This is a genomic window from Atopobium sp. oral taxon 416 (assembly GCF_018128285.1).
GTDB lineage: Bacteria > Actinomycetota > Coriobacteriia > Coriobacteriales > Atopobiaceae > Olsenella_L.
Window position 1 is genome coordinate 506313 of sequence record NZ_CP072380.1, and the last position, 24206, is coordinate 530518.

At 56.3% G+C, this 24206-nt stretch carries 29 protein-coding genes and 1 riboswitch; of the genes, 12 read left to right on the forward strand and 17 right to left on the reverse strand.

Annotated elements, in window-relative coordinates:
- Positions 1-14: 14 nt before the first annotated feature.
- Positions 15-1241 (reverse strand): IS1634 family transposase, encoded by a 1227-nt coding sequence (locus tag J4859_RS02745; protein WP_212332598.1) that lies wholly within the window; start codon positions 1239-1241, stop codon positions 15-17.
- 60 nt (positions 1242-1301) lie between these two features.
- Entirely contained in the window at positions 1302-1784 is a 483-nt protein-coding gene (locus J4859_RS02750; RefSeq protein WP_212332599.1) for a hypothetical protein, read from the reverse strand.
- A gap of 425 nt (positions 1785-2209) precedes the next feature.
- Between J4859_RS02750 and J4859_RS02755 the strand changes: the two genes are divergently transcribed.
- Positions 2210-3166 (forward strand): 2-hydroxyacid dehydrogenase, encoded by a 957-nt coding sequence (locus J4859_RS02755; RefSeq protein WP_212332600.1) that lies wholly within the window; start codon positions 2210-2212, stop codon positions 3164-3166.
- Positions 3167-3235: 69 nt separating this feature from the next.
- Here the strand turns inward: J4859_RS02755 and J4859_RS02760 are convergent, their stop codons facing one another.
- The 4 genes from J4859_RS02760 to J4859_RS02775 all read right to left on the reverse strand — a co-directional run bounded on the left by J4859_RS02760 (position 3236) and on the right by J4859_RS02775 (position 4752).
- Positions 3236-3373 carry a hypothetical protein gene (locus J4859_RS02760; protein WP_212332601.1) on the reverse strand — a complete coding sequence of 46 codons (138 nt, stop codon included), beginning with the start codon at positions 3371-3373 and terminating at the stop codon, positions 3236-3238.
- A gap of 58 nt (positions 3374-3431) precedes the next feature.
- The gene (locus tag J4859_RS02765; RefSeq protein ID WP_212332602.1) at positions 3432-3599 is read right to left on the reverse strand and encodes a hypothetical protein; all 168 of its coding nucleotides are present in this window, start codon (positions 3597-3599) and stop codon (positions 3432-3434) included.
- Positions 3600-3750: 151 nt separating this feature from the next.
- Positions 3751-4215 (reverse strand): DNA-3-methyladenine glycosylase, encoded by a 465-nt coding sequence (locus J4859_RS02770; protein WP_212332603.1) that lies wholly within the window; start codon positions 4213-4215, stop codon positions 3751-3753.
- Positions 4216-4320: 105 nt separating this feature from the next.
- Entirely contained in the window at positions 4321-4752 is a 432-nt protein-coding gene (locus J4859_RS02775) for a TIGR04076 family protein (RefSeq protein WP_212332604.1), read from the reverse strand.
- Positions 4753-4921: 169 nt separating this feature from the next.
- On the opposite strand from J4859_RS02775, the gene J4859_RS02780 reads away from it, so the two are divergent.
- Entirely contained in the window at positions 4922-5557 is a 636-nt protein-coding gene (locus tag J4859_RS02780; protein WP_212332605.1) for a histidine phosphatase family protein, read from the forward strand.
- Position 5558: 1 nt separating this feature from the next.
- Here J4859_RS02780 and J4859_RS02785 read toward each other — a convergent pair whose 3' ends face one another.
- The 3 genes from J4859_RS02785 to J4859_RS02795 are packed head-to-tail and all read right to left on the reverse strand — an operon-like array spanning position 5559 to position 8125.
- Entirely contained in the window at positions 5559-6341 is a 783-nt protein-coding gene (locus J4859_RS02785) for an SDR family oxidoreductase (protein ID WP_212332607.1), read from the reverse strand.
- Positions 6342-6348: 7 nt separating this feature from the next.
- Positions 6349-6954, reverse strand: coding sequence for an SOS response-associated peptidase family protein (locus J4859_RS02790; protein ID WP_212332615.1), 606 nt, complete (start codon positions 6952-6954; stop codon positions 6349-6351).
- Positions 6955-6994: 40 nt separating this feature from the next.
- Positions 6995-8125 (reverse strand): GTP-binding protein, encoded by a 1131-nt coding sequence (locus J4859_RS02795; RefSeq protein ID WP_212332617.1) that lies wholly within the window; start codon positions 8123-8125, stop codon positions 6995-6997.
- 191 nt (positions 8126-8316) lie between these two features.
- Here J4859_RS02795 and J4859_RS02800 point away from each other — a divergent pair, with 191 nt between their 5' ends.
- Positions 8317-9162, forward strand: coding sequence for an HAD family hydrolase (locus J4859_RS02800; RefSeq protein ID WP_212332619.1), 846 nt, complete (start codon positions 8317-8319; stop codon positions 9160-9162).
- Between the two features lie 124 nt (positions 9163-9286).
- On the opposite strand, the gene J4859_RS02805 is transcribed toward J4859_RS02800, so the two are convergent.
- Positions 9287-9850: a ferritin family protein gene (locus tag J4859_RS02805; RefSeq protein ID WP_212335090.1), complete on the reverse strand. Its 564-nt coding sequence runs from the start codon at positions 9848-9850 to the stop codon at positions 9287-9289.
- A gap of 355 nt (positions 9851-10205) precedes the next feature.
- On the opposite strand from J4859_RS02805, the gene J4859_RS02810 reads away from it, so the two are divergent.
- Positions 10206-10649 (forward strand): Fur family transcriptional regulator, encoded by a 444-nt coding sequence (locus J4859_RS02810; protein WP_212332621.1) that lies wholly within the window; start codon positions 10206-10208, stop codon positions 10647-10649.
- 127 nt (positions 10650-10776) lie between these two features.
- Positions 10777-11304: a PTS glucose transporter subunit IIA gene (locus J4859_RS02815; protein WP_212332623.1), complete on the forward strand. Its 528-nt coding sequence runs from the start codon at positions 10777-10779 to the stop codon at positions 11302-11304.
- 82 nt (positions 11305-11386) lie between these two features.
- On the opposite strand, the gene J4859_RS02820 is transcribed toward J4859_RS02815, so the two are convergent.
- Both J4859_RS02820 and J4859_RS02825 read right to left on the reverse strand, forming a co-directional pair.
- Complete coding sequence (locus J4859_RS02820; protein WP_212332625.1) at positions 11387-12565, reverse strand: phosphoribosylaminoimidazolecarboxamide formyltransferase; 1179 nt, start codon at positions 12563-12565, stop codon at positions 11387-11389.
- Between the two features lie 9 nt (positions 12566-12574).
- Complete coding sequence (locus J4859_RS02825; RefSeq protein ID WP_212332627.1) at positions 12575-13216, reverse strand: IMP cyclohydrolase; 642 nt, start codon at positions 13214-13216, stop codon at positions 12575-12577.
- Between the two features lie 83 nt (positions 13217-13299).
- Positions 13300-13384, reverse strand: a riboswitch (ZMP/ZTP riboswitch).
- 174 nt (positions 13385-13558) lie between these two features.
- On the opposite strand from J4859_RS02825, the gene J4859_RS02830 reads away from it, so the two are divergent.
- The 6 genes from J4859_RS02830 to J4859_RS02855 all read left to right on the forward strand — a co-directional run bounded on the left by J4859_RS02830 (position 13559) and on the right by J4859_RS02855 (position 19472).
- Positions 13559-14395 (forward strand): bifunctional hydroxymethylpyrimidine kinase/phosphomethylpyrimidine kinase, encoded by an 837-nt coding sequence (locus J4859_RS02830; protein WP_212332628.1) that lies wholly within the window; start codon positions 13559-13561, stop codon positions 14393-14395.
- Positions 14396-14665: 270 nt separating this feature from the next.
- Positions 14666-15415 carry a DeoR/GlpR family DNA-binding transcription regulator gene (locus tag J4859_RS02835; protein ID WP_212332630.1) on the forward strand — a complete coding sequence of 250 codons (750 nt, stop codon included), beginning with the start codon at positions 14666-14668 and terminating at the stop codon, positions 15413-15415.
- An 87-nt stretch (positions 15416-15502) separates the two neighbouring features.
- Entirely contained in the window at positions 15503-16411 is a 909-nt protein-coding gene (gene pfkB / locus J4859_RS02840) for a 1-phosphofructokinase (protein WP_212332632.1), read from the forward strand.
- A 73-nt stretch (positions 16412-16484) separates the two neighbouring features.
- Positions 16485-18479 (forward strand): fructose-specific PTS transporter subunit EIIC, encoded by a 1995-nt coding sequence (locus J4859_RS02845; RefSeq protein WP_212332641.1) that lies wholly within the window; start codon positions 16485-16487, stop codon positions 18477-18479.
- Between the two features lie 89 nt (positions 18480-18568).
- The gene (locus J4859_RS02850) at positions 18569-18961 is read left to right on the forward strand and encodes an acylphosphatase (RefSeq protein WP_212332643.1); all 393 of its coding nucleotides are present in this window, start codon (positions 18569-18571) and stop codon (positions 18959-18961) included.
- A 91-nt stretch (positions 18962-19052) separates the two neighbouring features.
- Positions 19053-19472: a peptide deformylase gene (locus J4859_RS02855; RefSeq protein WP_212332645.1), complete on the forward strand. Its 420-nt coding sequence runs from the start codon at positions 19053-19055 to the stop codon at positions 19470-19472.
- Positions 19473-19839: 367 nt separating this feature from the next.
- Here the strand turns inward: J4859_RS02855 and J4859_RS17425 are convergent, their stop codons facing one another.
- From J4859_RS17425 to J4859_RS02870, 3 genes are all read right to left on the reverse strand, one after another.
- Positions 19840-20052, reverse strand: coding sequence for a transposase (locus J4859_RS17425; protein WP_371812280.1), 213 nt, complete (start codon positions 20050-20052; stop codon positions 19840-19842).
- Positions 20053-20307, reverse strand: a complete 255-nt coding sequence (locus J4859_RS02865; RefSeq protein ID WP_212332647.1) for a hypothetical protein — start codon at positions 20305-20307, stop codon at positions 20053-20055.
- Positions 20308-20369: 62 nt separating this feature from the next.
- Positions 20370-20585, reverse strand: coding sequence for a transposase (locus tag J4859_RS02870; RefSeq protein ID WP_212332649.1), 216 nt, complete (start codon positions 20583-20585; stop codon positions 20370-20372).
- 476 nt (positions 20586-21061) lie between these two features.
- Here J4859_RS02870 and J4859_RS02875 point away from each other — a divergent pair, with 476 nt between their 5' ends.
- Complete coding sequence (locus J4859_RS02875) at positions 21062-21547, forward strand: flavodoxin (RefSeq protein WP_212332651.1); 486 nt, start codon at positions 21062-21064, stop codon at positions 21545-21547.
- A gap of 77 nt (positions 21548-21624) precedes the next feature.
- On the opposite strand, the gene J4859_RS02880 is transcribed toward J4859_RS02875, so the two are convergent.
- Positions 21625-22245: a hypothetical protein gene (locus tag J4859_RS02880; protein ID WP_212332652.1), complete on the reverse strand. Its 621-nt coding sequence runs from the start codon at positions 22243-22245 to the stop codon at positions 21625-21627.
- Between the two features lie 29 nt (positions 22246-22274).
- Entirely contained in the window at positions 22275-24074 is a 1800-nt protein-coding gene (gene glgB, locus J4859_RS02885) for a 1,4-alpha-glucan branching protein GlgB (protein ID WP_212332654.1), read from the reverse strand.
- Positions 24075-24206 lie beyond the last annotated feature (132 nt).

Genomic DNA, 24206 nt, shown 5'->3' on the forward strand with positions numbered 1-24206 from the left:
TGCTATGAGGCCCCTCAGCCGCGCTTCCTGCCGGCAGAGGGGCCTTTCCCTTCGCCGCGGAGCATGGAGAGCGTGCAGGAGGAGATCGCCTTCACGTCGCCCTCGGTGAGGTTAAAGTGAAGCAGCGGAGGCCCTGTCCTTGACGCCAGCTCCTCGATGATGGGGCTTCTCCTGGATATGTTGGCATACCTCCTGTCGGAGGTGCGGCACACATCGAGGCCGCGACAGAGCCCCATGATGTCCTTGGAGGAGAAGCTATCTCCCAGCACCTTCATCTGCAGGAGCCTCATGAGCAGCACGGCGATGTAGCACACGAGGAAGTGGCCCGTGATCGTGCTCTGCCTCTGAAGGTAGACAGGCCTCGCATCGAGCTTGGACTTCATCACCCTGAAGCTCTCCTCGATCCTCCAGAGCCTGTGGTAGGTGCTGTATATGGCGCGGGGGTCCATCGTGGTCTTCGAGGTCACGATCATGTTGTAGCCGGCAAGGGCCCTGGCCTTCCTTATCGCCTCGTGGTTGAGCGTGGCCGCGACCTTCATGTCCTCCCTGACCTCGCCCTCGCCGTCGACGGGGGAGAAGGTGACATACTTCGCGCTGTCGCCGTACTCGGACCTCTTCGCCGCTGCCGCCTTAAGCGACCTCGCCTTCTCCACCTGCCGGTCTATCTCGTATTTCTGCTTCCTGGCAAGCGAGGGGCTGTACGTGACGACGCGCCTCTCTAGGAGCTCGACCTTCCTCTTCCTTCCGTCCTCTCCCTCTACCGTGTACTCGAAGTCGCCGTCCGCCATCTTGTAGCGAAACGATGTCTCGCCCTTCCCGTCGGCGACGTCCGTCCAGCCATCTCCCGAGAGCGCCCACGTGCGCTCCTTGGCAGGGAGCGCCTTCACCGACTTCGAGAATATGTAGCCGTCCCCTGCAAGCACCGCCTCCGCGATGTTGGCTGCGCAGCTGAGCCCCTTGTCGGCGACCCTCACGGTCCTGCCGGATATGGAGCCCCTCTCCTTCATCTGGGCGATGCATCTCCCCAGCTGCGGCTTCTCGCTCTCGTTGCCGGGAAACAGGCTCATCGCCACCGGGATGCAGTTGGCGTCGAGGAGAAGCCCTATCGCGACTGTCGGCTTTGGCCTGTGCTCCTTGGAGGGCCCCTTCCTCCTGAAATCGTCCTTGCGGTCGATCTCGAAGTAGAAGTTCGTGCAATCGAAGTAGGCCAAGGACATGTCGTGGCCGAAGGCCTCCTCCACGTGCGCATTGTAGATCTCGACGACCTTGTCGTACTCATCGCCCAGATAGGCGAGCCCGTCTCAGAGCTGGTCCAGCGTGAACTGCGCATCGATGCCCTCCATCTGGGGCAGCACGCCCTCGAATGTCCTGAGCTTCGAGCAGGGGGCGACGGCCCTCGCATAGACGAGCGAGGAGAGGAGATCGTGCAGCGAGAAGCGCAAGCCCGAGGGGGTCTGGAGCAGGGCCATGTCGCCTGCAGCTACAAGCGCCGTGTCCTCCGCCTTCAGGGCGAAGTGGCCGAGATGCCTCGTCGCCGGGACATCGGAGATCTCCCGCACCCTCTCCCTCTCCATGCCGGCCTTGCGCTCGGCATTCATGCGGGCCACCTCGCGCTTGTAATGGGAGACGGGATCGGCGATGCCCTTCTCCATCAGCGCGTCGGCATAGCCCAGCGCCTTCACGGACCTGTGCGCGGTATGCCTTCGCTCGGGGTCCCAGTGGCTCTCGTAGATCTGGAGATAAAGCCCCTTCTTGTTGCGCGTCTGCTTGAGGAAGTAGGCCATCGCAGCCTCCCTGTCAACGTAAAGCACCATAGCACCATGTATATATTCTATCAGGGAGCGATTTCCGGATCAAGCATACAGGCATGAAAAAAGCCAGCTCAGGGCTGGCTTTTGCGGTTCCGGGCCATGTCCCGGGTCCTGAAGAATCGTGGTGCTAAACGCTAAAGACGGGGGAATGAAGGCCTTGACCACTGCCGGGGAGAGCATCACGATCCCACAGATACCTCGACAAAGTAGGGCATGCGCGTATGGCTTTCTCTCGTCTGTTTGATGGACGGCTGTGTCACCTCGTGTGATCTGGCGCGATCCGTATGCTTGGCGATCATGGATTTTGATCGGGGACAGTCAGGACACACGTGTGGTGGGAATAGCGTAGGTGGTGGAGCTCTTTAGGGAAGGGCGCACACTCAAGGAGGCACAATCTCATGCGTATTGTACTTTTGGAACCGCTCGGCATCTCAGAAGAGAAACTCAATGAGCTGGCACAACCGTTGAAGGATGACGGCAACGAATTTATTGCTTATCCGGATAAAACTAGTGATGAGGATGAATTGGTATCGCGTGCCCGTGGTGCTGAGATCGTAATGATCGCAAACAACCCGCTACCTGATTCTGTGATCACCCAACTCCCACAGCTGAAATACATCGCAGTCGCTTTCACTGGGATCGATCACGTGGGGCTCAACGCCTGTAGGAAGCAGCATGTTGTCGTGAGCAACTGTGCTGGGTACTCTGACACGAGTGTGGCAGAGCTCACCGTAGGGCTCACGCTCGATGTTCTGCGCAAAGTGCTGTTGGGAGATACCGCAGCCCGTATGGGGAAGACCTCTGCAGGGCTTGTTGGGCAGGAGATCACCGGCAAGACGGTAGGTCTGATCGGGACCGGTCACATCGGCAGCGCGGTTGCCAAACTCTTTACTGCGTTCGGCGCAACAGTGCTCGGGTATGCGCGCCATACTTCTCAAACCGCGATCGATGCAGGAGTCACTTTTGTTTCAGAAGAGGAGCTCCTGAAGCAGAGCGATATCGTGTCGCTGCACCTGCCGCTCAATGATCAGACAAAGAAGAGCTTTGGTGCGGCTCAGTTTGCTCAGATGAAGGATGGCGCGGTCTTTATCAACTGTGCCCGTGGTGCAATCGTCGATAACGAAGCGTTGGCATACGCGCTAAGGAGTGGGAAACTCGCGGGTGCCGGCGTCGATGTCTTCGATGTGGAGCCACCCCTGCCTGCTGACTATCCGCTGCTGCATGCGCCGAATCTGGTGCTCACACCGCACGTTGGGTTCCTCACGAAAGAGGGGCTGGAGAGAAGAGCCCAGATCGAGTTCGACAATGTACAGAACTATCTGGCAGGGAGACCCACCAATGTCTGTGAGCTGTAGTTTCTGAGAGAGCTGTCAATATAAATACATCCATGAAATCAGGCAGCAGAAAACTGCTGCCTGATGTGGTTAAAGGCCCAATTGCTCTTTCACGTCGCCTGCGTCGATCGGCCCATCGTCGAGGGCATGGTAGAGATAGCGGGAAGCGTAGGAGCTGTAGGGATTCCAGAGATCGCAGACGACAAGCTGTACCTTTTCGTCGGTCATTGAAGCACCATAGAGCCACTCAAATGGTTGACTCTGTTAGACCGTTGTGGATATGAGGTCATATCGCCTGCTCCCAGTACTTAGGGAACGCAGTCGGCATGCCCACGTAGCCTCTCTGGGTGGTCTGGTAGACGCCGTCGTGCCCGCGCCTGGTGAACTCAGGGCATCCGCAGTGTGGGCATGTGGCGGACTTGTCGGCCTGCGATGTTAGCTTCTCGGCTATCATGCGCTTGAGATCGGCGATAAGTGCGACCTTCTCCTCGTAGGTCAGCTACTTTGCTAGTTGTCGTATCATGTCGAGCATACGGGGCCTTCTTCAGGTCGGTTTCTTAGTCGAACCCGATTGTAGGGTGACCCCGTGACATCTTTTCGCTTCCCTATATCCACAGTGGTCTAACAGGGTCAAATGATTTGCGGAAGGTAAGGTCACTTACCGGCAAAATGTCCAGGCGGTTCAGATGGAAGATCATGAACATGTGCACGGTCCACTCATCGATGTCCGGCAGTGCGGTGAGCCACGTGTAGACTTCTTTATCATCTTTGCCTGTCAAGGTGTTCAGATCCTCGTTGGTCACATGGGCCGCCAAGTAATTCAGATTCTTGGCCTTACGCATGGACACCCCGATTGTCTTAATTTCCTCAGGGGAGTGCGCGCTGAGTGTTTCCGGCGTGATTTCGCCGCCACAGAGCGTTTTCAGCCGTTTCTCTATCATGGTTGCGACTTTGGTAGAGAGAATTTGCTCGATAGTGGAGCCGACCAGGTTGAGAAATCCATCACGGTCGATGCATCCTTGATGTATCCAAAGTGACCGATCAGTTTTGCAAGACGAAATCCCGTTCACGCAAGTAGTCGATGCGCTGTTGACTGGTCGAAGTTGTCGTACCTCCCACATATTATAGTACCTGCTTTTGAAAAAAGATGTTAGATGGAGTTGGCAATAAGGCTATCAGCCTGTATAGGCGTCATTGGCGCTATTCTTGAAATTCTGTTGGGACAACCCTTCCTTTTCCTGCTCGTTCTCAGGGATGTCGATACGCTCCAGCTTGAAGATGACGGGACGGGTGCCATCGTTGCAGCAGGTGATCATAACGCGCTCGTCGTTAGTCCATCTGTGCATGATGGAGCCGCCTTGCAGCGCTGTGTAGATGTAGCGTGAAACGCAGTCCCAGGCTTCACCACAGGGGAAATCGCCGCCATCCGTACGGGTATGGCGGCCCAGGTGGTAGAAGCTATCGTCCTCCTCGTCGCGCTTGAAGAGGAATTCCTGCCCCGGTTTGAAGCAGGGGCACGGTCCGCTCTTGGGATCGGCGAGATACTTTTTCTGCAGTTGAGGAAAGCATTTGGCGTCAAGTACTGTTACCTTGCATTGGTATTTCATAGTCGTCCCCTCTCACATGTTCCCCGATATTATATTCAAGCGTATGGGCGTGCCGAGGGATTGTGTCGGCGACTGACACAGGTTTTTGAAACCGTGGTGAGGATGCGCAGAGCAGCGCAGACCTCACGTATTTAGGTATATAGTCCAGTTGTTTTAGGAAAGGTGGACCATGAGCAAGAAAGTCGTGTTTTACTACGTCCGGCACGGGGAAACCCTGTACAACAAGGATCACATTATCCAAGGCGGAAGGGTCGACTCAGAGCTTGCCCCGCAAGCCTATCCGGTTCTCGATGAAACCGCTCAGGCGCTCAACAAAATCAAGCTTGCTGCCTGCTATTGCTCGCCCCTGCCGCGTGCGGTTGCCTCTGCGAAGCGCCTCATCCAGAGCCTCGATCTCCCGATCAAGAAGATGGATAATCTGGCAGAGTTTGATTTCGGGGAGCTGGACGGTAAACCCTACAAAAGGAATCGGCGTGCCTTTGTGCACTGCTTTATGCAGCAGGACTTCTCTGAAGTCGGGGGAGAGACCGGCGAGCAGGTACGTAGACGGGCCCGCAAAGCTTTCAAGAAGATGTACCAGCAAGCTCACAGCGGGGACAGCATCCTCGTGGTGGGGCATGGGGCGTATCTGCGCTCAGTTCTGAGGGAGTTTAGCGAGATGACAAAGACGTCGCGGTTGCTCACGAGTCTGACGATGCGGGTGCCAAACGGGTCGATCACCACGATCGTGGGTCAGAACAGTGAGATCCTCGTGACCCAGATGCCCCAGAGAGCGAAGAATTTTTTTCCGACGTTTGCGGGTTGATCTAAATCCTGCGGAGTCCTTCCCAGATCCACATGATCGCCGGGTTGGGGAGGATCTTGTCGCATATGCGCATCAGGAATGCCGGGACACAGCAGGTTGCGATCGGGTAGTTGGTTGCATTGATCTTCATGGACCAGCTCACCACATGCTTGGGGTTAAGCATGGGCCATGGGTGCTTGACGGTCTGTCCGTTCTGTGTCTCGCGGGCGACCTTGATGAACTCAGTTTTGACCCACAGGGGGCATACCGCCGTGAGGTGGATGCCTTTCCCCATCAGCTCAAACCGCAGTGCTCTCGTGTAGAACCTTACGAAAACCTTTGAGGCGGCATAGACATTGAGCCCCTGCAGTGGCTGGAAGGAAGCGCTCGAGGCAACCTCGATGATGCGGGACCCTTTGTGCATGAAGGGAAGGGAAATCTGTGTCAAGTCCACGAGCGCGCGGCAGTTGAGGTCGACCATCGAGTCCACCTCTTGCCGGGTCATATCCGCATAGGTACCGAACTTACCGAAGCCGGCGGCATTGATCAGAAACGAAACATCGAAAGCAGGGTCTTTGGCGGCGCTCTCTCTGAGCATATGCTCGACGGTGTCGATGGAGTGGGTGTCGGTCAGGTCGAGCGGGAGTGGCTTAGTTGTCGTCTTGAGTTCCTTCTTGAGCTCTTCGAGGCGCTCAGCCCTGCGGGCGATGATCCAGATCTCATCGACATTTCCGTGCTCGTCGATCCAACGGGCATACTCTCTCCCGAGGCCTGAAGAGGCTCCGGTGACTATTGCGATACGCATACGGCTATTACTCCTTCTCTACTGCATAGGTAAGGTTGATGCCGCTTCTGTCGGCTAAATCCGCGAAGTTGGGACTCAACCAGATACTCGACTCCCCGGGACCCAAGACGAGCGGCATGCGGTTATGAAACTGATTGACGGCGGCGTTCGGCGTCGTAGTGATTATTGAGCACAGTCCATCCTGGCGGATGCCCGCAAGCAGGAAGAACTTGAAGCCTGCCAGGCTGAATTGCACCTGGCTGTGTGCAGAGGGCCGCTCTTTGCTGGGGCGGGTCCAGGCTTCATAGAATGAGCGGACCGGAATCAGGCAGCGTCCCTGTGAGATCGGGTCGGCCCACATCCCGTAGTCTCCCCGCTGCTCTTTCAGAGCGGTATCGAGCCGGGTATTGAAGATGCGGCGGCTCGGTTGCTTAGGGGAGGGGAAGCCCCAGGTGTCCTCGACCGCTACCAGCTGTTGCTCATCGCCCGGCGCAATCAAGGGCAGTTTGGAGCCGGGATAGGCGTCCTTCGGAGGATCTGGAGCCGGCTTGACCCGAGCATGCCCGGTCTTTCGATACAGATCGAGTGCCATCTGGAGCTGCGGCAACCTGAGTGGCTGCACACGGTAACACATGACAGAATCCCTTCCTTAAGCAATAAATATGTATGTCTGATTACGCCTCGTCGGCCTCGGGGGTCCAGGCAACCAGGCAACCGTCGAGGGCTTTGGTGATTGCATCTTGGTCCATATCGCGGCCGATGAAGCAGAGCTTGGTCTCACGGTCTTCGGTGACGGGGTCCCAGTCATCGAGCAGCTCAGGGGTCTCTTTGATCATGGCTTCCTGCTCCTCTTTCGGGGCGCAGGCTACATAGAGCCCGTTGTCGGTCAGTGAAACCTGATGACCCGCCTGCTCAAAGATGTAGGACATATCGGGATCCTGCGCGCACCAGAACTCACCCTTGCAGCGGATGATCGCGGAGGGCCACTGCTGCAGGTACTCATTGAACCTGTCGACGTCCACCGGCTGGTGACGCTGATAGATGAAGGTGGAGATGCCGTACTCCAAGACTTCCGGATTCTCATGCTCCTCGGGGTGATCCATCGCATCGAGCCAGGCAGCAGAGGTATAGGCCTTTGAGAAGTCAAAGCGGCCGGTGTTTAAGAGCTCGCCCATCGGGACGTTGCCATGGTCAGCCACAACGATCTTCGCATCCTTCTGCAATCCCCTGACGATCGCTTTGAGCTCTTTGATCTGCTTCGGGGTCACGAGATCGGACTTGTTGAGCACCACCGTGGTACAGAACTCGAGCTGCTGAATCAGCAGTGACTCGATATCATCGTCGTCGATGTCCTTGCGCAACAGATCTTTGCCACCGCCGAACTCGTCGTACATGCGGGCGCAGTCGACGACTGCCACGATATTGTCGAGGGCAAGCGGGGCCGCACCGGTCGCCTCATCGCAGAAACTCGAAATCGTGTAGGCGATGGGGATCGGCTCGCAGATGCCGGAGGCTTCGATAATGATGTAATCGAAATCGTTGGACTGGGCGATCGAGTCCAGCTGCTTCTGCAGGTCCGCGGAGAGCGTGCAGCAGATGCAGCCGTTGGTGAGTGGGATCAGCTTGTCAGCCTTGGAGAGCCCGCCGGAGCTGATCAGACTTGCGTCGACGTTGACTTCGCCGATATCGTTGACGATGACGGCCGCACGAATCCCCTGTTCGTTGTTGAGGATATGGTTGAGGATCGTGGTCTTGCCGGCACCGAGGTAGCCGGTCAGTAGGATGATCTTTACCTGTTTAGCCATGGATACATCCCCATCTGTTGCCCGCGTATCATAGGAATGTGGACATACGTATAGTTACTGCTACGCATGATACCCAAATGTATTCTTGTGGTCTTTGTTAAAGCGGCAATATCCTCCAAATCTGTGCCAATAGGCATCAGAATGGGTGTAAGAGACTAACTGCATCTCACCGGTGTTGAACGGAGGTAGTTGTGATCAAGCTTGTGCTGACTGACCTGGACGATACACTCATTCCCCATAGTGCACCCGGCATCTCACCTCGCGCTGCAAAGGCGATGCATACGTTGCTCGATGACGGGGCCTGCGTCGGTCCGGTGTCCGGTAGGGTACCGAAGGCGATGGGGTGGATGTTGGGCGGCGACGAGTCGCTCTACCAGACTGGCGCCTTCTGCAACGGACAGATCGTCTACCTGAATGGCAAAAAGCTCGCCGAGGTCCCTGTCGACTCGGACCTGCTCACGCAGGTCGTCTCCTATCTCGATGAGCTTGGGGACGCAGCACTCGGTGTCTACGGCGTGGCGGCAGATAAGGGGGCTACCCTGATCACACAACATCCTGAGCGTCTCTATGGCCACCCGGTCATCTTCTCTGAATCAGAAGGGGAGGTGAGCACGAAGGTACCTGAGCGGGTAATCAAGTGCAACGTCCACATCGAAGGGGACTACCAGCACCGCTGCGAGGTCCGTGATCAACTGTGCGAAGCCTTCCCCGACTTGAGCTTTGTCCTGCCTTCGCTTATCGCCCCTCTGATCGATATCTGCCCGGCTGACTGCGACAAAGGGACTGCCGTCAAGACTCTGATCGAGGCTCTGGGCATCGACAATGAGCAGGCTGTGTGCTTTGGGGACTCAGAGAACGATCTTGCAATGCTCGATGCGGTCACGAACAGTGTTGGGGTAGCCAATGCGGATGAGACTGTCGCTTCCCGGGTGAAGTGGCATATCGGCCCTAGTGACCAAGACAGCGTCGCTCAGGCCATGGAGCAGATTGCAACAAGTATCGAAACAAAAACAGTTCCCAGTTTTATGAGGGAATAGTGAATTATGGTAAGTCAGTAACATTTTTTTAGTACTGGGAGGAACTACAAATAATGTACTGTAACAAATCAGCTGTGGCACGTTTGCTCTAAAAGGGCCGAATGGAGGAGGTAGTCAGGAGCGCTTACTCGTTGAAATAGCGCTTCAGTAGACCCTCAAAAGCACGACCGTGGCGCGCCTCGTCCCGAGCCATCTCGTGGACGGTGTCATGGATTGCGTCAAGCCCTGCAGCCTTCGCACGTTTAGCCAGATCAGTCTTGCCGTTGGTAGCGCCATTCTCGGCCTCAACGCGCATCTCGAGGTTCTTCTTGGTGGAGTTGGTGAGCGCCTCACCGAGCAGTTCTGCGAAGCGGGAAGCGTGATCTGCCTCCTCGCTGGCTGCCTGACGGTAGTACAGGCCGATCTCGGGGTAACCCTCGCGCATTGCGACGCGACTCATTGCGAGGTACATACCGACCTCAGAGCACTCGCCGGTGAAGTTGGCGCGCAGGTCATCAACGATGTCCTGCGGGACGTTCTTGGCCTTGCCGATGCCTAACACATGCTCGGAGTCCCAGGTGTTTTTGTCGTCCTTCTTGGTGAACTTGTCACCAGGGCAGCCACATTGGGGGCACTTGAAGTTGGCCGGAAGCTCGTCTCCGTCGATCTCTTCCACATAACCGCAGATTGGGCATACAAACTTCATAATTCAATCCTCTCTTCTCTGGGGCACCTTGTGCTTCAGGTTTGGGGTCGCAGCAGTACCTCTGACCTGAGGTTCTGTAACTGCCCCTTCTTTCATTAGGAATGATTATTATAATAGATAAAATAAAGAATTAGTCAAGCAATATTTTTTCTGGAATAAAAGCATGGCATTATTTCTCTAGAGAGGTATGTTATTAGTACTGAGAAACGCTATTCTCGCCTAGGGAAATGATGATTAATGCCTATGCCAGCCGCGAAAGGCCACGTGGCTGGCCCTTTCTAGCACATCATTGGGGATTAATCATCGTTTCCCTAGTTTTAAGTGACCGTTTTAAGTGACCGAAAGGAGTGTGAGCGTTTTGACTGAGAGAAGGAATACGCGACAGCGCCGGCTCGTCCTCGAAGAGGTCCGTTCACGTACCGATCATCCGACTGCAGAGCAGGTTTATATCTCTGTGCATGAAAAGGATGAGCATCTGAGTCGTGCCACCGTCTATAGAAATCTTCACCTTCTGGCGGAAGAAGGTTTGATTCTCTCGATTAAAGCTCCTGGCGGGGAACGTTTTGACCTGAGAACCGACAACCATGCGCATGTGATCTGCATTGAGTGCGGAAGGGTGTGGGATGTGCCGCTGAAAGAAGACACGACTCTCGACTCCCAGGCCACGGCGGCCCTAAGACCGAAGGCCAAAGGCGGTTATCCGTGGACCGTTTATTCGCACACGACCATCTTTAACGGCCTCTGTCCGGAGTGCGCTGCCAAGAAAGAGGCTGCCCGCCATGGAGGGAAGAAGAACGAATGACCTATCTTTACGATTGGTTAACTATTTTCACCATCCCTGGGCACATTTATCGCTGAGACTGTGAAAAGTTGGTTTACACTGAGATCAGTGGTATAGACGGCGCACATAAGAGAGTAGGGTGAATGCCATGGGGTTCTTTGATCGGTTCAAAAAAGCGTCTAAGCCTGCTCGCCCGGAAGCGTTGAGCGTATCCGCTGCTGCAGGAGAAGTCCTGGCTCCAGTAAATGGCGATGCGATCGAGTTGGCGAAAGTATCCGACCCTGTGTTCAGCGGCGGTGTAATGGGTAAAGGCTGCGGCATCAAGCCATCGGGCGAGACTGTGTACGCACCGGTGGCTGGCGAACTTGCGGCTATCGGAGCTCCTAACCTCCATGCGATCGCGATTAAAGGCGATGACGGAGCTGAGGTATTGATCCATGTCGGTGTCGATACCGTTGAGATGAAAGGTGACGGTTTTACGGCGTTCGCCAAGCAGGGTGACCACGTCGAGGCAGGCGAAGCACTGCTGACCTTCTCAGACGATAAGATCAAGAAGGCCGGTTACGACGATGTAGTCGTTATGGTCATCACCAACACTGACGATCTCAAGTCTGTCGATCAGATCAAGACCGGTACAGTTCAGGCAGGAGAAGCTGTCCTCACCTATAAGAAGTAGTCGTAACGACTCAGATTGAGACAAGGAGGGGCGCCGTTCCGATGAACTGCGCCCCTCAATGTAGGTATCGGTCATCCATATATTAGTGATGGAACAGGCGCAGCCCGGTGAAGCACATGACCATGTTGTACTTGTCGCAGGTCTCAATCACGTTGTCGTCTCTAATAGAGCCACCCGGCTCTGCGACGTAGCTGACGCCCGACTTGTGGGCGCGCTCGATATTGTCGCCGAAGGGGAAGAAGGCATCGGAGCCCAGCGTGACGCCGGTCTGGGTGGCCACCCACTCCTCCTTCTCTTCCTGGGTCAGTACCTCAGGCTTTTCGGTGAACCACTTCTGCCACTCACCGTCACGCAGCACGTCGTCGTGCTCGTTTGAGATATAGATGTCGATTACATTGTCGCGGTTGGCGCGGCGGATGTCGTCGACGAAGGGGAGCGCCAACACTTTCGGATGCTGACGCAAGTACCAGGTATCGGCCTTGTTGCCTGCGAGACGCGTGCAGTGGATGCGGCTCTGTTGTCCGGCGCCCACGCCGATCGCCTGTCCGTTCTTCACGTAGCACACTGAGTTGGACTGCGTGTACTTGAGCGTGATGAGGGAGACGATCATATCGCGCTTGGCTTCAGGGGTCAGGTCCCTGTTCTTTGTGACGATATTGGTAAGCAGGTTCTCATCGATCTTTGAGGTGTTGTGGCCCTGCTCAAAGGTGATGCCGAAGACATCCTTCTGCTCAACTGGGGCAGGCTTGTAGGAAGGATCAATCCGCACGATGTTGTAGTTGCCCCTCTTTTTCTGTTTCAGGATGGTCAGTGCCTCATCGGTGTAGCCCGGGGCGATGATACCATCTGAGACTTCATGCTTGAGGTACTGGGCGGTGCGCTTGTCGCAGACTTCAGAGAGTGCAGCCCAGTCGCCGTAGGAGCTCATGCGGTCCGCGCCGCGGGCGCGGATATAGGCAGAGGCGATCGGGGTAAGTGGTCCCTCCTCGTCGACGAAGTAGATCCTCTTTTCAGTCTCAGAGAGGGGTAGGCCGACCGCGGCTCCGGCGGGGCTCACGTGCTTGAAGGAGGCTGCGGATGGCAGACCGGTTGCGGCTTTGAGCTCACCTACGAGCTGCCAGGAGTTCAGGGCATCGAGGAAGTTGATGTAGCCGGGTTTGCCGTTCAAGACTGTGACCGGCAGATCGGAGCCATCCTTCATAAAGATGCGGGACGGTTTTTGGTTGGGGTTGCAGCCATATTTAAGCTCGAGTGAATTCATGCGTGTCTCCTAGTCTCCCGTGTGGGCATTGAACAGCGTGACGTTGCCATCAACATTGGCATACAGGCTCACTTTGTTGTCCTCATCGAGGGCTTCCCAGACCTCTTTCGGTTCGCCCATACGGATGTGGATAGGCTCTCCCGCAAAGCTCGGGAGAGGATCGCCGTCGTGTTGGTAGGTGCTGATAAAGTAGCCTTCACCTGCATCGACGCCCTCATAGAAGAAGAACTGCCGCTCGCAGCGGTCGGCCTCTCCTGCCTGATGCTTCAGGATAGAGATCGCAAAGGAGCCGTCGGAGTGCAGGATGGAAGAGATCCGTGGGGTGAAGTTCGGCGCATCCGGCTCAAAGCGGCGTGCCCGGCAGCCGGCGACGAAGTCCTTTTTCTCGACGATCGTGTCCGTTTGATTGCCGTTCGTAACGACGAGATCATCGTCCATAGTCCGTACTGGATGATAGATGATCAGTGAGGGGTCTTCGAGCTTTGAGGGGTCGTAGGCTTCAGTCTTGATTCCGTCACCAGTGAGGGTAAAAACACGGTTCCGGCTGTTGACGCTGCGTCCCATGATCCAGTAGTAGACGCGATTGTATCCGACCACAATACCGCGGCCCGGATAGGAGTTGGCGCGAAGCAACTCACATAAGTCCTGCATGGTCTCCCTTTCTGTGTTGTGCGACACAATGCAACGAAGACACGTAGAGACATTCCCCTCTGAGCTTCATCGTATTGTGTACAAGAGATTGCCCAGACGGTCGGCTTGTTTTAGTGTGCCGTTTCCCCATGGTAGCCCACGTTTTATCCGTCAGTCGCGGCACGCCTTTCACAGTTCAGCCTAGCACGAATAAGGCGATAAACTTGTGCCGTTTCGTTTGATTTTTGTGGCTGTGGGTACAATGCGGGGGTCCGTGGGATGCCAAGACCAAAAAGATGCGTTAACCTTGAAAAGTTATAGGGAATAGTGCATCATCCTCTTCACGCGTAAGGAAGGTTGGTTTTGAAACAGCGCATTTTGCTCATCTCAGATTACTGCAGCTATGGAACGATCTCTCTGGGAGCCTCAATCCCTATCCTGGAGCGGATGGGATTTAGGGTGTCGGTGTTGCCGACCGCACTCGTGAGCTCGACCTTCTCAAAGGAAAAAGTAGCTCAGATGGATACGACTCTCTATGTGCGCGACGCCCTCGCCGCATGGGACGCGATGGGCTTCCAGTTTGACGCTATCTTCTCCGGCTTTGTGGTCTCCGACGAGGAGTCCAAGATTATTGCTGATTTCTGCGAGCGTAAGGGAATTGAAGGTGCCCGCATCTACGTCGACCCGATTATGGGGGATGACGGGGCGCTCTACGACGGAGTATCCAAGTATGCGGTCGACAGAACGCGGCGCATCATGGAGGTCGCTGACTACGCGATCCCTAATGTGACGGAAGCTTGCCTGCTGTCAAGCCGGGATCCTTCGAAGGCAAAGCACTCCTTCAGCCAGCTTCACGCTAACTCGATCGTGGACAATCTGCGCTCTCAGGGCGTCCGCTCAGTGGTGATCACGAGCTGCATTGTCGAAGAGCAGCCTTCGGTGGTGGGGTACGACGCGGAGAGCGAGCAGTACTTTACCTATCCGATCCACGTCGTCCCAAAGTATTTCCCGGGAACCGGTGACATCTTCTCGAGTCTGATCATGGGGCTTACGATGTACGGTGACAGCCTCCCGGTAGCCACGCAGAAAGCGATGGATGCGGTCCATACCTTAGTTGAGCGCAACAAGGATGTGGAAGACACCGACAACGGTATCGATCTCAGTGCCTCCATGGACGTTATCGATGCCCTCATCAAATAGATAACTTGCTCATTCTTGAAATAATTTGCACGAATTTGCAAAGAATCGGTGAATGGTTGAAAAAATACCGCCAAATACTTGTCAAAAGTGCGCAAAAGTAGTCGAATATAGCCAATGGACGTTGCTCATCCGATGGATGGGAGTTGGCATGGCTTTGCGTACACATTTTGCCCTGGTACCGGTGACGGCGGTTGGCTCTGTGATGCACAAAAAGCCATCCGTGTTGGACTTTGTCAGTGCGTTTTTTATGGGATGGTGGGGGTGGTCGCTATGATTGCGCGCCAACGCCAAAACGAAATCCTTCATTCCCTCAAAGAGGAGGGCACGGTCTCTGTCTCCGAACTCGCCGACAAGCTGGGCGTTTCAGAGTCTACCGTCCGGCGTGATCTGGGCGAGCTGTCCTCCATGGGGCTGCTTGAAAAGGTGCACGGCGGGGCGACTGCGCTCGATGACGAGCAGGCACTCAGAGATCTGACGCTTGATGAGCGGGTAGGCCTGCATAAGGATGACAAGCAGGAGATTGCCCGCTTTGCCGCGAAACTCGTCGGCCCTAACGACTGTGTGTACCTGGATGCGGGGACGACGACCCACCTGATTGTGGAAGCGCTCGATGGGACAAAGGCACGCTATGTCACCGATTCAGTGACCAATGCGCTTTCTCTCGCTGAGAAGAACATGAAGGTCGTGCTTGTCGGTGGGGAGCTCAAGAGCGCAACCGAAGCCCTCGTGGGCCCGGAGGCGTTGGAGACCCTGCTGCGCTACCATTTCACCCTTGGCTTTTGGGGCTCCAACGGGATCGACGCGACGCAAGGTTTTACCACCCCTGACTGCTCTGAAGCGATGGTCAAGCGGATCTCGCTTGAGCACTGTGAGCGCCCCTATGTGGTAGCGGATCCGAGCAAATTCGGTCACTGTGCTGCAGTCTCGTTTGGGGACCTTGAGAAAGCGACCGTCCTCACGACGCAGGTACCCCCTGCATTTCAGCGGTTTAAGAACATCAAAACCGTGCTTAAGGGCTAATATCTGCACGGCTGCGGAGTTGTGCGCCGATTGGCGTATATGGTGCGTTACTGTTGGATACAACTGGGAGGCTTTGGAGGAAAAGACATGATTTATACTGTCACGTTCAACCCATCGATCGACTATATTGTTCGCCTCGACAATATGCAGGTAGGTGAGATCAACCGCGTCACCTACGAGGACATGCTGCCAGGCGGCAAAGGCATCAATGTCTCCATCGTCCTTTCCAACCTCGGCCACGAGTCCACTGCGCTCGGCTTTGTCGCGGGCTTCACGGGTAAAGAGATCGAGCGTATGATGGGCAACTACGGCGCCAAGACCGACTTCATCCAGGTCAAAGAGGGCAGAAGTCGCATCAACATGAAGATCAAGGCCAAGGAAGAGACCGAGATCAACGGCATCGGCCCCAAGATTACCGATGAGGACATCGAGGCCCTCTACCAGAAGCTTGATACGATACAGAAGGGCGACACCCTCGTTATCGCCGGCAGCGTCCCCTCGATGCTTCCGAGTGACATCTATGAGCGCATCACAAGCAGGCTCGACGGCCGCGGCATCAACGTGATCGTCGATGCCGAGCGTAACCTACTGGTCAACGTTTTGCCGTTCCACCCGTTCCTGATCAAGCCGAACAACCACGAGTTGGGCGCCATCTTCAATGTTGAGCTCAACGACCGTGACTCCGTCGTACCCTACGCAAAGAGACTCCAGGAGAAGGGTGCCCGCAACGTGCTCATCTCTATGGCCGGCGAGGGCGCAGTGTTGGTCGCAGAGAATGGTGACATCCTCAAGAGCGAAGCTCCGAAGGGCAGCGTTGTAAACTCTGTCGGCGCTGGCGACTCGATGGTCGCAGGCTTCATCACGGGATTCGAAGAGAGTAAGGGCGACTACGAGACCGCCTTCAAGATGGGTCTGTGCACGGGTTCCGCAAGCGCCTTCTCCTCGAAGCTGGCAACCCGTCCTGAGGTCGAGGCGCTGCTGAAGACGCTCAAATAAGCTTTATCCAATCGTATCTGCAAAGAGCGAATGAAGGATAGAAAAGCAAAGCGTGGTGAAAGGAAGGAGCATCGTGAAGATCACTGATCTGCTCAAGCCTGAAGGCATCAAGATCAACGCTTCGGCGAAAGATCAAGATGACGCAATCAACCAACTGGTTGCGCTGCAGGACGCTTCAGGCAACATCAATGATAAAGTCGCCTACAAAAAGGCAATTCTGGCCCGCGAGTCAGAATTTTCGACAGCGGTCGGGGATGGTATCGCAATCCCGCATGCAAAGACGGCTGCGGCGAACCGTCCCGGTTTGGCAGCGATGACGCTGCCGGGCGGCGTCGATTGGAACTCCCCGGACGGGGATCCGGCCACCCTGGTATTTATGATCGCCGCCCCGGAGGGCCAGAACAACACGCACCTGGAGATGCTCGCGCAGCTCTCAAGACTCCTGATGCATCAGGAGTTCGCGGATGCCCTGCGTGCTGCCAAGACCCCAGAGGAGTTCTTGGCTGTGATCGATAAGGGTGAGAAGGAGCGTGATACGCAGGAGGCCGCCAAGCAGCAAGCCTCTCAGAAGGCCGAGCAGCAGGCTCAGGTGACCAGCTCCGACTCAGGCTTCCCTGAGGTCCTCGCAATCACCGCCTGCCCGACCGGCATTGCGCACACCTACATGGCGGCAGAGAACCTGGAGAAAAAGGCTAAGGAGATGGGCGTTACCCTCAAAGCTGAGACTCAGGGTTCCGTTGGCGCCAAGAACGTGCTGACCCAGGAAGAGATCGAGCACGCAAAGGGCATCATCATTGCCGCAGACAAGGACGTCGACCGCTCTCGCTTTGCGGGCAAGCAGGTGCTCTCCACCAACGTCTCCGCCGGCATCAATGAGCCGGAGAAGCTGATCGATGACATTCTGCAGAACAAAGCTCCGATCCAGGAGGGCAGCGTTGTCCACGCTACCGAGGGTGAGGAGAAGGATTCCGCCTGGCACGTGATCTACAAGCACCTGATGAACGGCATCAGCCACATGCTCCCCTTCGTTATCGGCGGCGGCATCCTCACAGCTATCGCCTTCCTGATCGACCAGCCTGGTTTGGGTACTGCAAACTACGGCTCTTCAATCCCGGCGGCAGCCTTCTTCAAAACGATCGGCTCTGAAGCCTTCAATATGATGCTGCCGATCCTTGCGGGGTTTATCGCGATGTCCATCGCAGACAGACCGGGCCTTGCCCCTGGTATCGTCGGCGGCCTCTTCGCCCGTACCGGCTACAGCATCGCCTACCTCTCCGTTCTGAACGGGGATCCGGATGTAGCGGCTGCCACCTGCGTCTCCGGTGGCTTTATTGCGGCGCTCTTTGCCGGCTTTGCTGCAGGCTATATCACCTTGGGTATAGAGAAGATGTGCGATAGAATGCCCTCCTCGCTTGAAGGCATCAAGCCGATGCTCATCTATCCTTTGCTCGGCACCTTGGCAATCGGTGCAGTCATGTTCATCCTGAATCCGCTCTTCGGTGCGATCAACACTGGACTGAATAACTGGCTGAACGGCATGGGCACCACCAACATGGTCCTGCTCGGCGCTATCGTCGGCGGCATGATGTCCATCGATATGGGTGGCCCGTTCAACAAGGCAGCCTATGTCTTCGGCACCGGTGCACTTGCTGCCGGTACCACCTCCGGCCAGATCATTATGGCTTCCGTTATGGTCGGCGGCATGGTTCCGCCTCTGGCAATCGCCCTTTCCACCACCTTCTTCAAGAACAAGTGGTCTGCGGCTGATCGCAACGCAGGCATTGTGAACTACATCATGGGCCTCTCCTTCATCACCGAGGGCGCTATTCCATTCGCCGCAGCTGACCCGGGCCATGTCCTTCCGTCCTGCATCATCGGCTCCGCAATCGCCGGCGCTCTGTCGGCAGCCTTCGGCTGCACGAGCCCTGCTCCTCACGGCGGCGCGTGGGTTGTCGCCGTTATCGGCAACCCGGGCATGTATCTGCTCGCGCTTGCAATCGGCTCCATCGTGGCAGCACTGATCCTGTCACGTTGGAAGAAGCCCTATGCCGGCCAAGAGACCGCATAAGCGACACTAAGAGATAGAACCGTACAGGTTCGTTTGGTGGGGATATCCTGGAAGGGGTATCCCCACTATGGTCTAAGAGGGTGATTGGTATGGTTGGATTTCATTTTCCGTGGAGCCGTAAACGCCGCGCACAGGCTTCAGATACGTCCTCAACAACAGAGCCCCAACACAAACCGATCCGCTACACAGGGCCACTGCGGCGGGTGTCACTCAGGTACCGCGGCAGGGTACAGGCCGTTGGGTTCCGCTACCAAGCGGAGATATTGGCCCAATCTGTCGGGGTGACCGGTTGGGTCAGAAACGAGGACAACGGCGACGTGCTGCTCCACGTCCAAGGAACCCCTCAGCAGATTGAGCGGTATAAGGAGGGCATCCAGGAGCTCTCTGCCAGCCGCAACACCTGGATTGAGGCGGCGCTCGTCGAAGAGAAACCGCTCGGGGTTGTGGATGGGGAACGGAAGTTTTCGGTCGCCTATACCTGAGTGTTTTTGCCCCTCTACCTGCTTTCTTTGAAGATGTGCGCTCCGCGTGTCATACTAGGAGGGCTAACACAACAAGGAGGGGAATCTGGAGATGGTATGCGACTTAGTGAAAGACCGGGCAGAGCTGACGAAAGCGGCGCAGCCTGCTACAGCTGAAGACAGCGCAGTAGCCCAGGATGTTGAGGATACCCTGGTCTCACTGGATGACGCTTCATGCCTCGCGGCGAACCAGATCGGGTACCCGAAGGCGATCGGCGCATACCGGGACAACCGGGGACGCATCCACGTACTGTTCAATCCGACGATTACCTTCAAAATGCAGCCCTTCAAGACCCAGGAGGGGTGTCTCACGAAGGATGAACCCTCACGGGTGACTCGCTATCGCAGGATCCGCGTGAGCTATGACGCTTTAGAGGCGGGGAAGCTCGTTCACCATGAAAAAGCATTCGGTGACTGGTATGCCGAAATGGTACAGCACATTGTAGACCATATCGCAGGTGCCTACGTCTAGCGCAGATGCAGGGCTTTGGCTCCAGAGCGGCTCAGATTTGAATCAGAAGAAAGACCTGTTATTTAAAGTCAAGGGGTAAACCCAAGATTTTCGATAGGAACCTTGAGAAGTGAATATGGGATAAAGAGCAGACATACTGACGCGCGCCCCGCTGGGAGCGCAAGCGCGATTCAGATGTAGAAAAGGCTACTTGCCGCCCTCCTGAAGATGTTCGGGTTGATGGTGCCTAGAAGGCGTGGGCTCCCAGGGGCGCTGCTCCTTCATGAGGGCTAGACACACGCCCATGAGCTTGCAAGCAACACCTGCGAGGGCTACGCAGTGGTGTTTTTTGTCTTCGCCTTCCCTTCTGGCGTAGTAGTCGCCGAAGTTATGGGTCGTATCTGCGCACACAGTCTGTAGCCTGCATGAGGGCCCACCTGAGATCTGCCGCAGCGCACTTGGACATGCTTTTACCCGATGCCACACTCTTACCGGACTCACTTTTGGTAGGGTCCATGCCAACATAGGCCAAGGACCTGATGGGCACCATCGAAGCGCTCAGCGCGCCGATCTCGCCTGCGATAATTAAGGCCAGCGCGATTCAGATGCCAGGGACGCTGAGCAGCCACCTACCGCTTGCCTTGTCGAGCAAGCGGGTAAGTTCAAATTCCACCTCGTCGATCTGGCTGCAGACGAGCTCAGACTCCTCATGGAAGAGTCTGAGCTCGAAGGTGAGCGTCTTTGAACCGAAGCCGACTGCAACCGACGCTTTCGTGGCGGCCTTCAGCTCCTCGGCCTTCTTTTGGCCGCAGTTGGAGCAGAAAGCTTCCTTCAGTGTGCACTCGAGCGTGCACATGTCGCTTGAGTGTGTCTGCTGCGGCGTGGCACAATGTTTGAGTAGCGAACCGCTGGGTGGGCCTAAACGAGCCGCTGAACAGGCCATCGAGGATGGCTGTGGCGCGGTTTTTGAGCATGGTCGAGCTCTTCGACGAGCGAGGTGCAGTAGCGCGCCCAAGCGCGAGCAGCTCTCCGGTCGCTCAGCGCGCAGGGCTCATAGCGCTTGTAGCGCATAAGGTCTGCGATCATGGCTGCGTCGATCGCATCGGTCTTGAGCGTGCGCTGCGTCATAGCCATGAGCGGCCATGAAGTTAAACAGGGCAACCCAGTAGTGCCCTGTGGCCTGCATACCGGCCTTCTTCAGCCGATCGAGCAGCTTTTTGAAGCCTGCCGGCAATGTTGGCAAATCTGAGTGACTCGATGAGGGTCCCTCCATCCTCACCCACGGCTGACAGCACATAGAAGCGCTTAGCGATGTCTATGCCGATATATACCATACAGCTATCTCCTACCTCTTACTTGACTGAGGGGCTAAGGTTTTCCTCTGGTCTTTGCAGGCACAACCTCATGGGACATCCATCGCCTAACGACATCTTGCCTAATTCGCGTCCAGCTGCGGGCCAAAGGCGCCAGCTTCTGCTCAAGCCAAACTCCAGCAGAACACGCCAAGTGCCCTGCGTCCCATGCACGCCCTTTATCCCATATTCGCGTCTACAGGAAAAGAGCGCGGCCACTGCGCGAGAAGTGGCAGAAAGAATATATGAGGAGGATACATGCCTCATCGTGAAATAGTGACATACTTTTCCATCACCGGAACCACCGGAAGGATCGCGCAGAGCATTGCGAAACTGCGCAATGCGGATATTGCGGCGATCTTCCCGCAGGTGCCGTATAGCGTAGAGGACCTCAGATGGCCTGATTCAGCGAACTGCCGCAGTGCCCGGGAAATGAAGGACCTGAACGCCCGGCCGGCGATGGAGCCGCTTGCCACTGATCTTGCTTCCTACGACGTGGTGTTTTTGGGCTACCCCATCTGGTGGGGTATGGAGCCCCGCATCATCGACGCTTTCCTGGAAACCTATGACTTTAAAGGGAAGATCATCGTCCCCTTTGCGACCAGCAATGGTTCAGGCATGGGCGACGGCCCGGCCCGCATTCAGGCTCTGACACCTGGATCGACCGTGCGCAGCGCCCGCCTGATTCCGGGGGATGCGACTGACGACGCACTGCAGGCGTGGATGCACAGCATGCGCCTATAAGTACATAGTAAAGCATGAAAGGATGGGGCCTGCACCGCTCAGCGGTGCAGGCCCCACTGCAAACTCTGTAGTGTAAGCTATTTAAGCTGCGGATCGTAGGCGCGGGCGTACTGCGTAAAGAACCGGTCGAAGAAGTAGGTCACACCGAAGGTCGCAAAGATCCGGTGGAGCGCGGAGCCTTCCCGCGCGCTGTCGCCGAGCTGTAGGACCTGGTTGAAGTGTGAGTGGAGTTCAGGGTCTGAGTTGGCAGTGACGATCGCCTTGTAGGCCATGCTCGCCTCGATGCGCTTTTGCTGGCGGCGGGCAAACCCGTTTGAGGTCGTCACGACGATCAAAAGGTCGCTCGGCATCATCGCTCTCACGCTGTTGATCTCGGAGGAAGACTCGGAGACGAGGCGGATCGTCTTGCCCTCGGCGAGCATCGCCTGCTGGAACTCACGCAGGGCGAGCGTTGAGGCGTCCGTCGCAAAGACCACGGTGTGAGCGGATTGGTTCATCGTCGAGACTAGGCGCAGGATGTCCCCATTTTCCGAAAGCGCATCGATCTGGCTGTAGATCGTGTCCAGATCCTTGTGCAGGGAACGGTGCTCGTCGCGTTCTGCCTTTGCGTAGACGAGGTAGTGCTGACGTAAGGCTTCCCTCTCTTCGTCAGACAGCGGTTGCGGGAGGACTTCGATCTTAAAGCCAATCTCACTCATGTGTGTCTCCTTGGGTAGGGCCGACAGATCTATTTGATGCTGATCAGGATGCTTCCGAAAGCCGGAAGCGTGCATGCTATTTCCTGGGTCTTTTCATTATAGGTGATATCGGTTTTGCCCTGCGGCGTCGCTCCGTTGAAACGCTGCCAATCGGTATCCAAGAGGACGGAGATGCTCTTCGCATTCTTCAGCGGGACACGGTAGTCCTTTTGGGCGGCACCGGAGAAGTTCATCAACGCCGCGACGCGCTCACCCCGCTTGCTGGTGCGCTCAATCGCGTAGCACACGCGGGTCTTAGAATCGACGTCGAGCCACTTGAACCCGGCCTGCTCGTAGTCCTGATCCCAGAAGGCGGCAAGCGTCAGATAGAGATGGTTGAGCTCACAGCAGTAGTGATAGAAGGCGTCGTGGATCGGGTACTTGCGCAGGAACCAATCCTGCTCGCGGTCCTCATCCCACTCGCGCAGCTGCGCGATCTCAGAGCCCATGAAGTTCAGCTTCTTACCTGGGTGAATCATCATATAGAGGTAGAGCGTGCGCGCTTGGGGGAACTTCCTGTCGTAGTCGCCCCACATCTTCTGCGCGGTAGTTGCCTTACCATGCACATTCTCATCGTGCGAGAGCGGCAGCAGGTAGCGCTCGTTCCAAAAGTACATCATTGAGAAACTCAGCTTGTTGTAGTTGCCCGCGCGGAAGTAAGGGTCGGTCTGCATGAAGGAGAGGGTGTCGTGCATCCAGCCTAAGTCCCACTTGTAGTCGAAGCCCAAGCCACCCTCGTCGGTCGGTTTGGTGATGCCCTCGTAGTTCGTGGAATCCTCTGCGACAAGGAAGCTGCCTGGGTTGAGCTGCTTGAGTGCGGCATTCATCGTACAGATGAACTTGACGTTGTCGTTGTTCACCCCACGGTTCTCGTCACCCTGCCAGTAGATGATGCGGCTGATTGCGTCCATGCGCAGGCCGTCGAAGTGGTAAGTCTTGAGCCAGAAGTTGGCGGAGGACTGCATGAAGCTCCTCGACTCACCGCGTGAGTACATGAAGTTGTGGCTGCCCCACTCGGAGATGCCCACCGCGTCGTTGGGGTATTCAAAGAGGGCGGTGCCGTCGTAGTCGGCCAGGCCGTAGGAGTCCTTTGCGAAGTGGACTGGGACGATATCGAGGATGCAGCCGATGTTGGCCTGATGCAGCGTATCGATAAGCTTCATCAGCTGCTTCGGGGTGCCGAAGCGGGAGGTCGGGGCAAAAAAGCCGGTTGGCTGATAGCCCCAGGAGCCGTCAAAGGGATACTCGTTGAGCGGCATGAACTCAACAAAGTTATAGCCGGTCTCAGTAAGATACTTCGTGAGCGGCTCAGCGAGCTCCTCGTAGGTGTACCAATCCCTCGGATCCTGGGACTCTTTGTCGCCGGACTTCTTTCTCCAGGAGCCTAGCTGGATCTCGTAGATATTCATCGGCTTGTCCGCAGCGTTGCTGCGCTGCTTCATCCAGGTAGCGTCGTGCCAGGTGTAGTCGTCGAGGCTTACGATGCGGGAGCGGTGCGCAGGGCGCAGCTCCATTGCAAACCCGTAGGGGTCGGCGTGGTCGACAGTGTTGCCGGCGTGGTCGATCGCATAGGTGTAGGCATCGCCGGGCTTGACTTTTGCCTGTGCCTCCCAGAAGTTGCCGTCCTCGATCTTGTGCATCGGGACTGAGGCGTCCTCGAGCTTGAGCACGATGGACTGCGCCGCCGGCGCGAAGGTCCTGAAGACGTAGGTGTCATCTTGGATCTTGTGGGTACCGAGGAAGTCCTCAGCATTGAATTCGGTTCCGGCATAGAAATTAGAGAGTCTCATGGGATGTGCCTCGCTTGTTGTCTGTGGGCGTGCTACTTGATCTCCTTGAGGATACGACACTGTATTTGTAACAGTACTGCTTCATGGTTGTTTAGAGCGTATAAGTTTGCCTACGGTAGCAGCTGATACAAG

Coding starts and splice junctions, on each gene's coding strand:
- J4859_RS02835 (WP_212332630.1), top strand. CDS start 14,666: ATGATTGCGCGCCAACGCCAAAACGAAATCCTTCATTCCCTCAAAGAG.
- pfkB (WP_212332632.1), top strand. CDS start 15,503: ATGATTTATACTGTCACGTTCAACCCATCGATCGACTATATTGTTCGC.
- J4859_RS02815 (WP_212332623.1), top strand. CDS start 10,777: ATGGGGTTCTTTGATCGGTTCAAAAAAGCGTCTAAGCCTGCTCGCCCG.
- J4859_RS02820 (WP_212332625.1), bottom strand. CDS start 12,565: ATGAATTCACTCGAGCTTAAATATGGCTGCAACCCCAACCAAAAACCG.
- J4859_RS02790 (WP_212332615.1), bottom strand. CDS start 6,954: ATGTGTTACCGTGTGCAGCCACTCAGGTTGCCGCAGCTCCAGATGGCA.
- J4859_RS02785 (WP_212332607.1), bottom strand. CDS start 6,341: ATGCGTATCGCAATAGTCACCGGAGCCTCTTCAGGCCTCGGGAGAGAG.
- J4859_RS02825 (WP_212332627.1), bottom strand. CDS start 13,216: ATGCAGGACTTATGTGAGTTGCTTCGCGCCAACTCCTATCCGGGCCGC.
- J4859_RS02880 (WP_212332652.1), bottom strand. CDS start 22,245: ATGAGTGAGATTGGCTTTAAGATCGAAGTCCTCCCGCAACCGCTGTCT.
- J4859_RS02870 (WP_212332649.1), bottom strand. CDS start 20,585: ATGGCTATGACGCAGCGCACGCTCAAGACCGATGCGATCGACGCAGCC.
- J4859_RS02750 (WP_212332599.1), bottom strand. CDS start 1,784: ATGGCCTACTTCCTCAAGCAGACGCGCAACAAGAAGGGGCTTTATCTC.
- J4859_RS02780 (WP_212332605.1), top strand. CDS start 4,922: ATGAGCAAGAAAGTCGTGTTTTACTACGTCCGGCACGGGGAAACCCTG.
- J4859_RS02855 (WP_212332645.1), top strand. CDS start 19,053: ATGGTATGCGACTTAGTGAAAGACCGGGCAGAGCTGACGAAAGCGGCG.
- J4859_RS02865 (WP_212332647.1), bottom strand. CDS start 20,307: ATGTGCACGCTCGAGTGCACACTGAAGGAAGCTTTCTGCTCCAACTGC.
- J4859_RS02875 (WP_212332651.1), top strand. CDS start 21,062: ATGCCTCATCGTGAAATAGTGACATACTTTTCCATCACCGGAACCACC.
- J4859_RS02795 (WP_212332617.1), bottom strand. CDS start 8,125: ATGGCTAAACAGGTAAAGATCATCCTACTGACCGGCTACCTCGGTGCC.
- J4859_RS02775 (WP_212332604.1), bottom strand. CDS start 4,752: ATGAAATACCAATGCAAGGTAACAGTACTTGACGCCAAATGCTTTCCT.
- J4859_RS02850 (WP_212332643.1), top strand. CDS start 18,569: ATGGTTGGATTTCATTTTCCGTGGAGCCGTAAACGCCGCGCACAGGCT.
- glgB (WP_212332654.1), bottom strand. CDS start 24,074: ATGAGACTCTCTAATTTCTATGCCGGAACCGAATTCAATGCTGAGGAC.
- J4859_RS02755 (WP_212332600.1), top strand. CDS start 2,210: ATGCGTATTGTACTTTTGGAACCGCTCGGCATCTCAGAAGAGAAACTC.
- J4859_RS02760 (WP_212332601.1), bottom strand. CDS start 3,373: ATGACCGACGAAAAGGTACAGCTTGTCGTCTGCGATCTCTGGAATCCC.
- J4859_RS02765 (WP_212332602.1), bottom strand. CDS start 3,599: ATGATAGCCGAGAAGCTAACATCGCAGGCCGACAAGTCCGCCACATGC.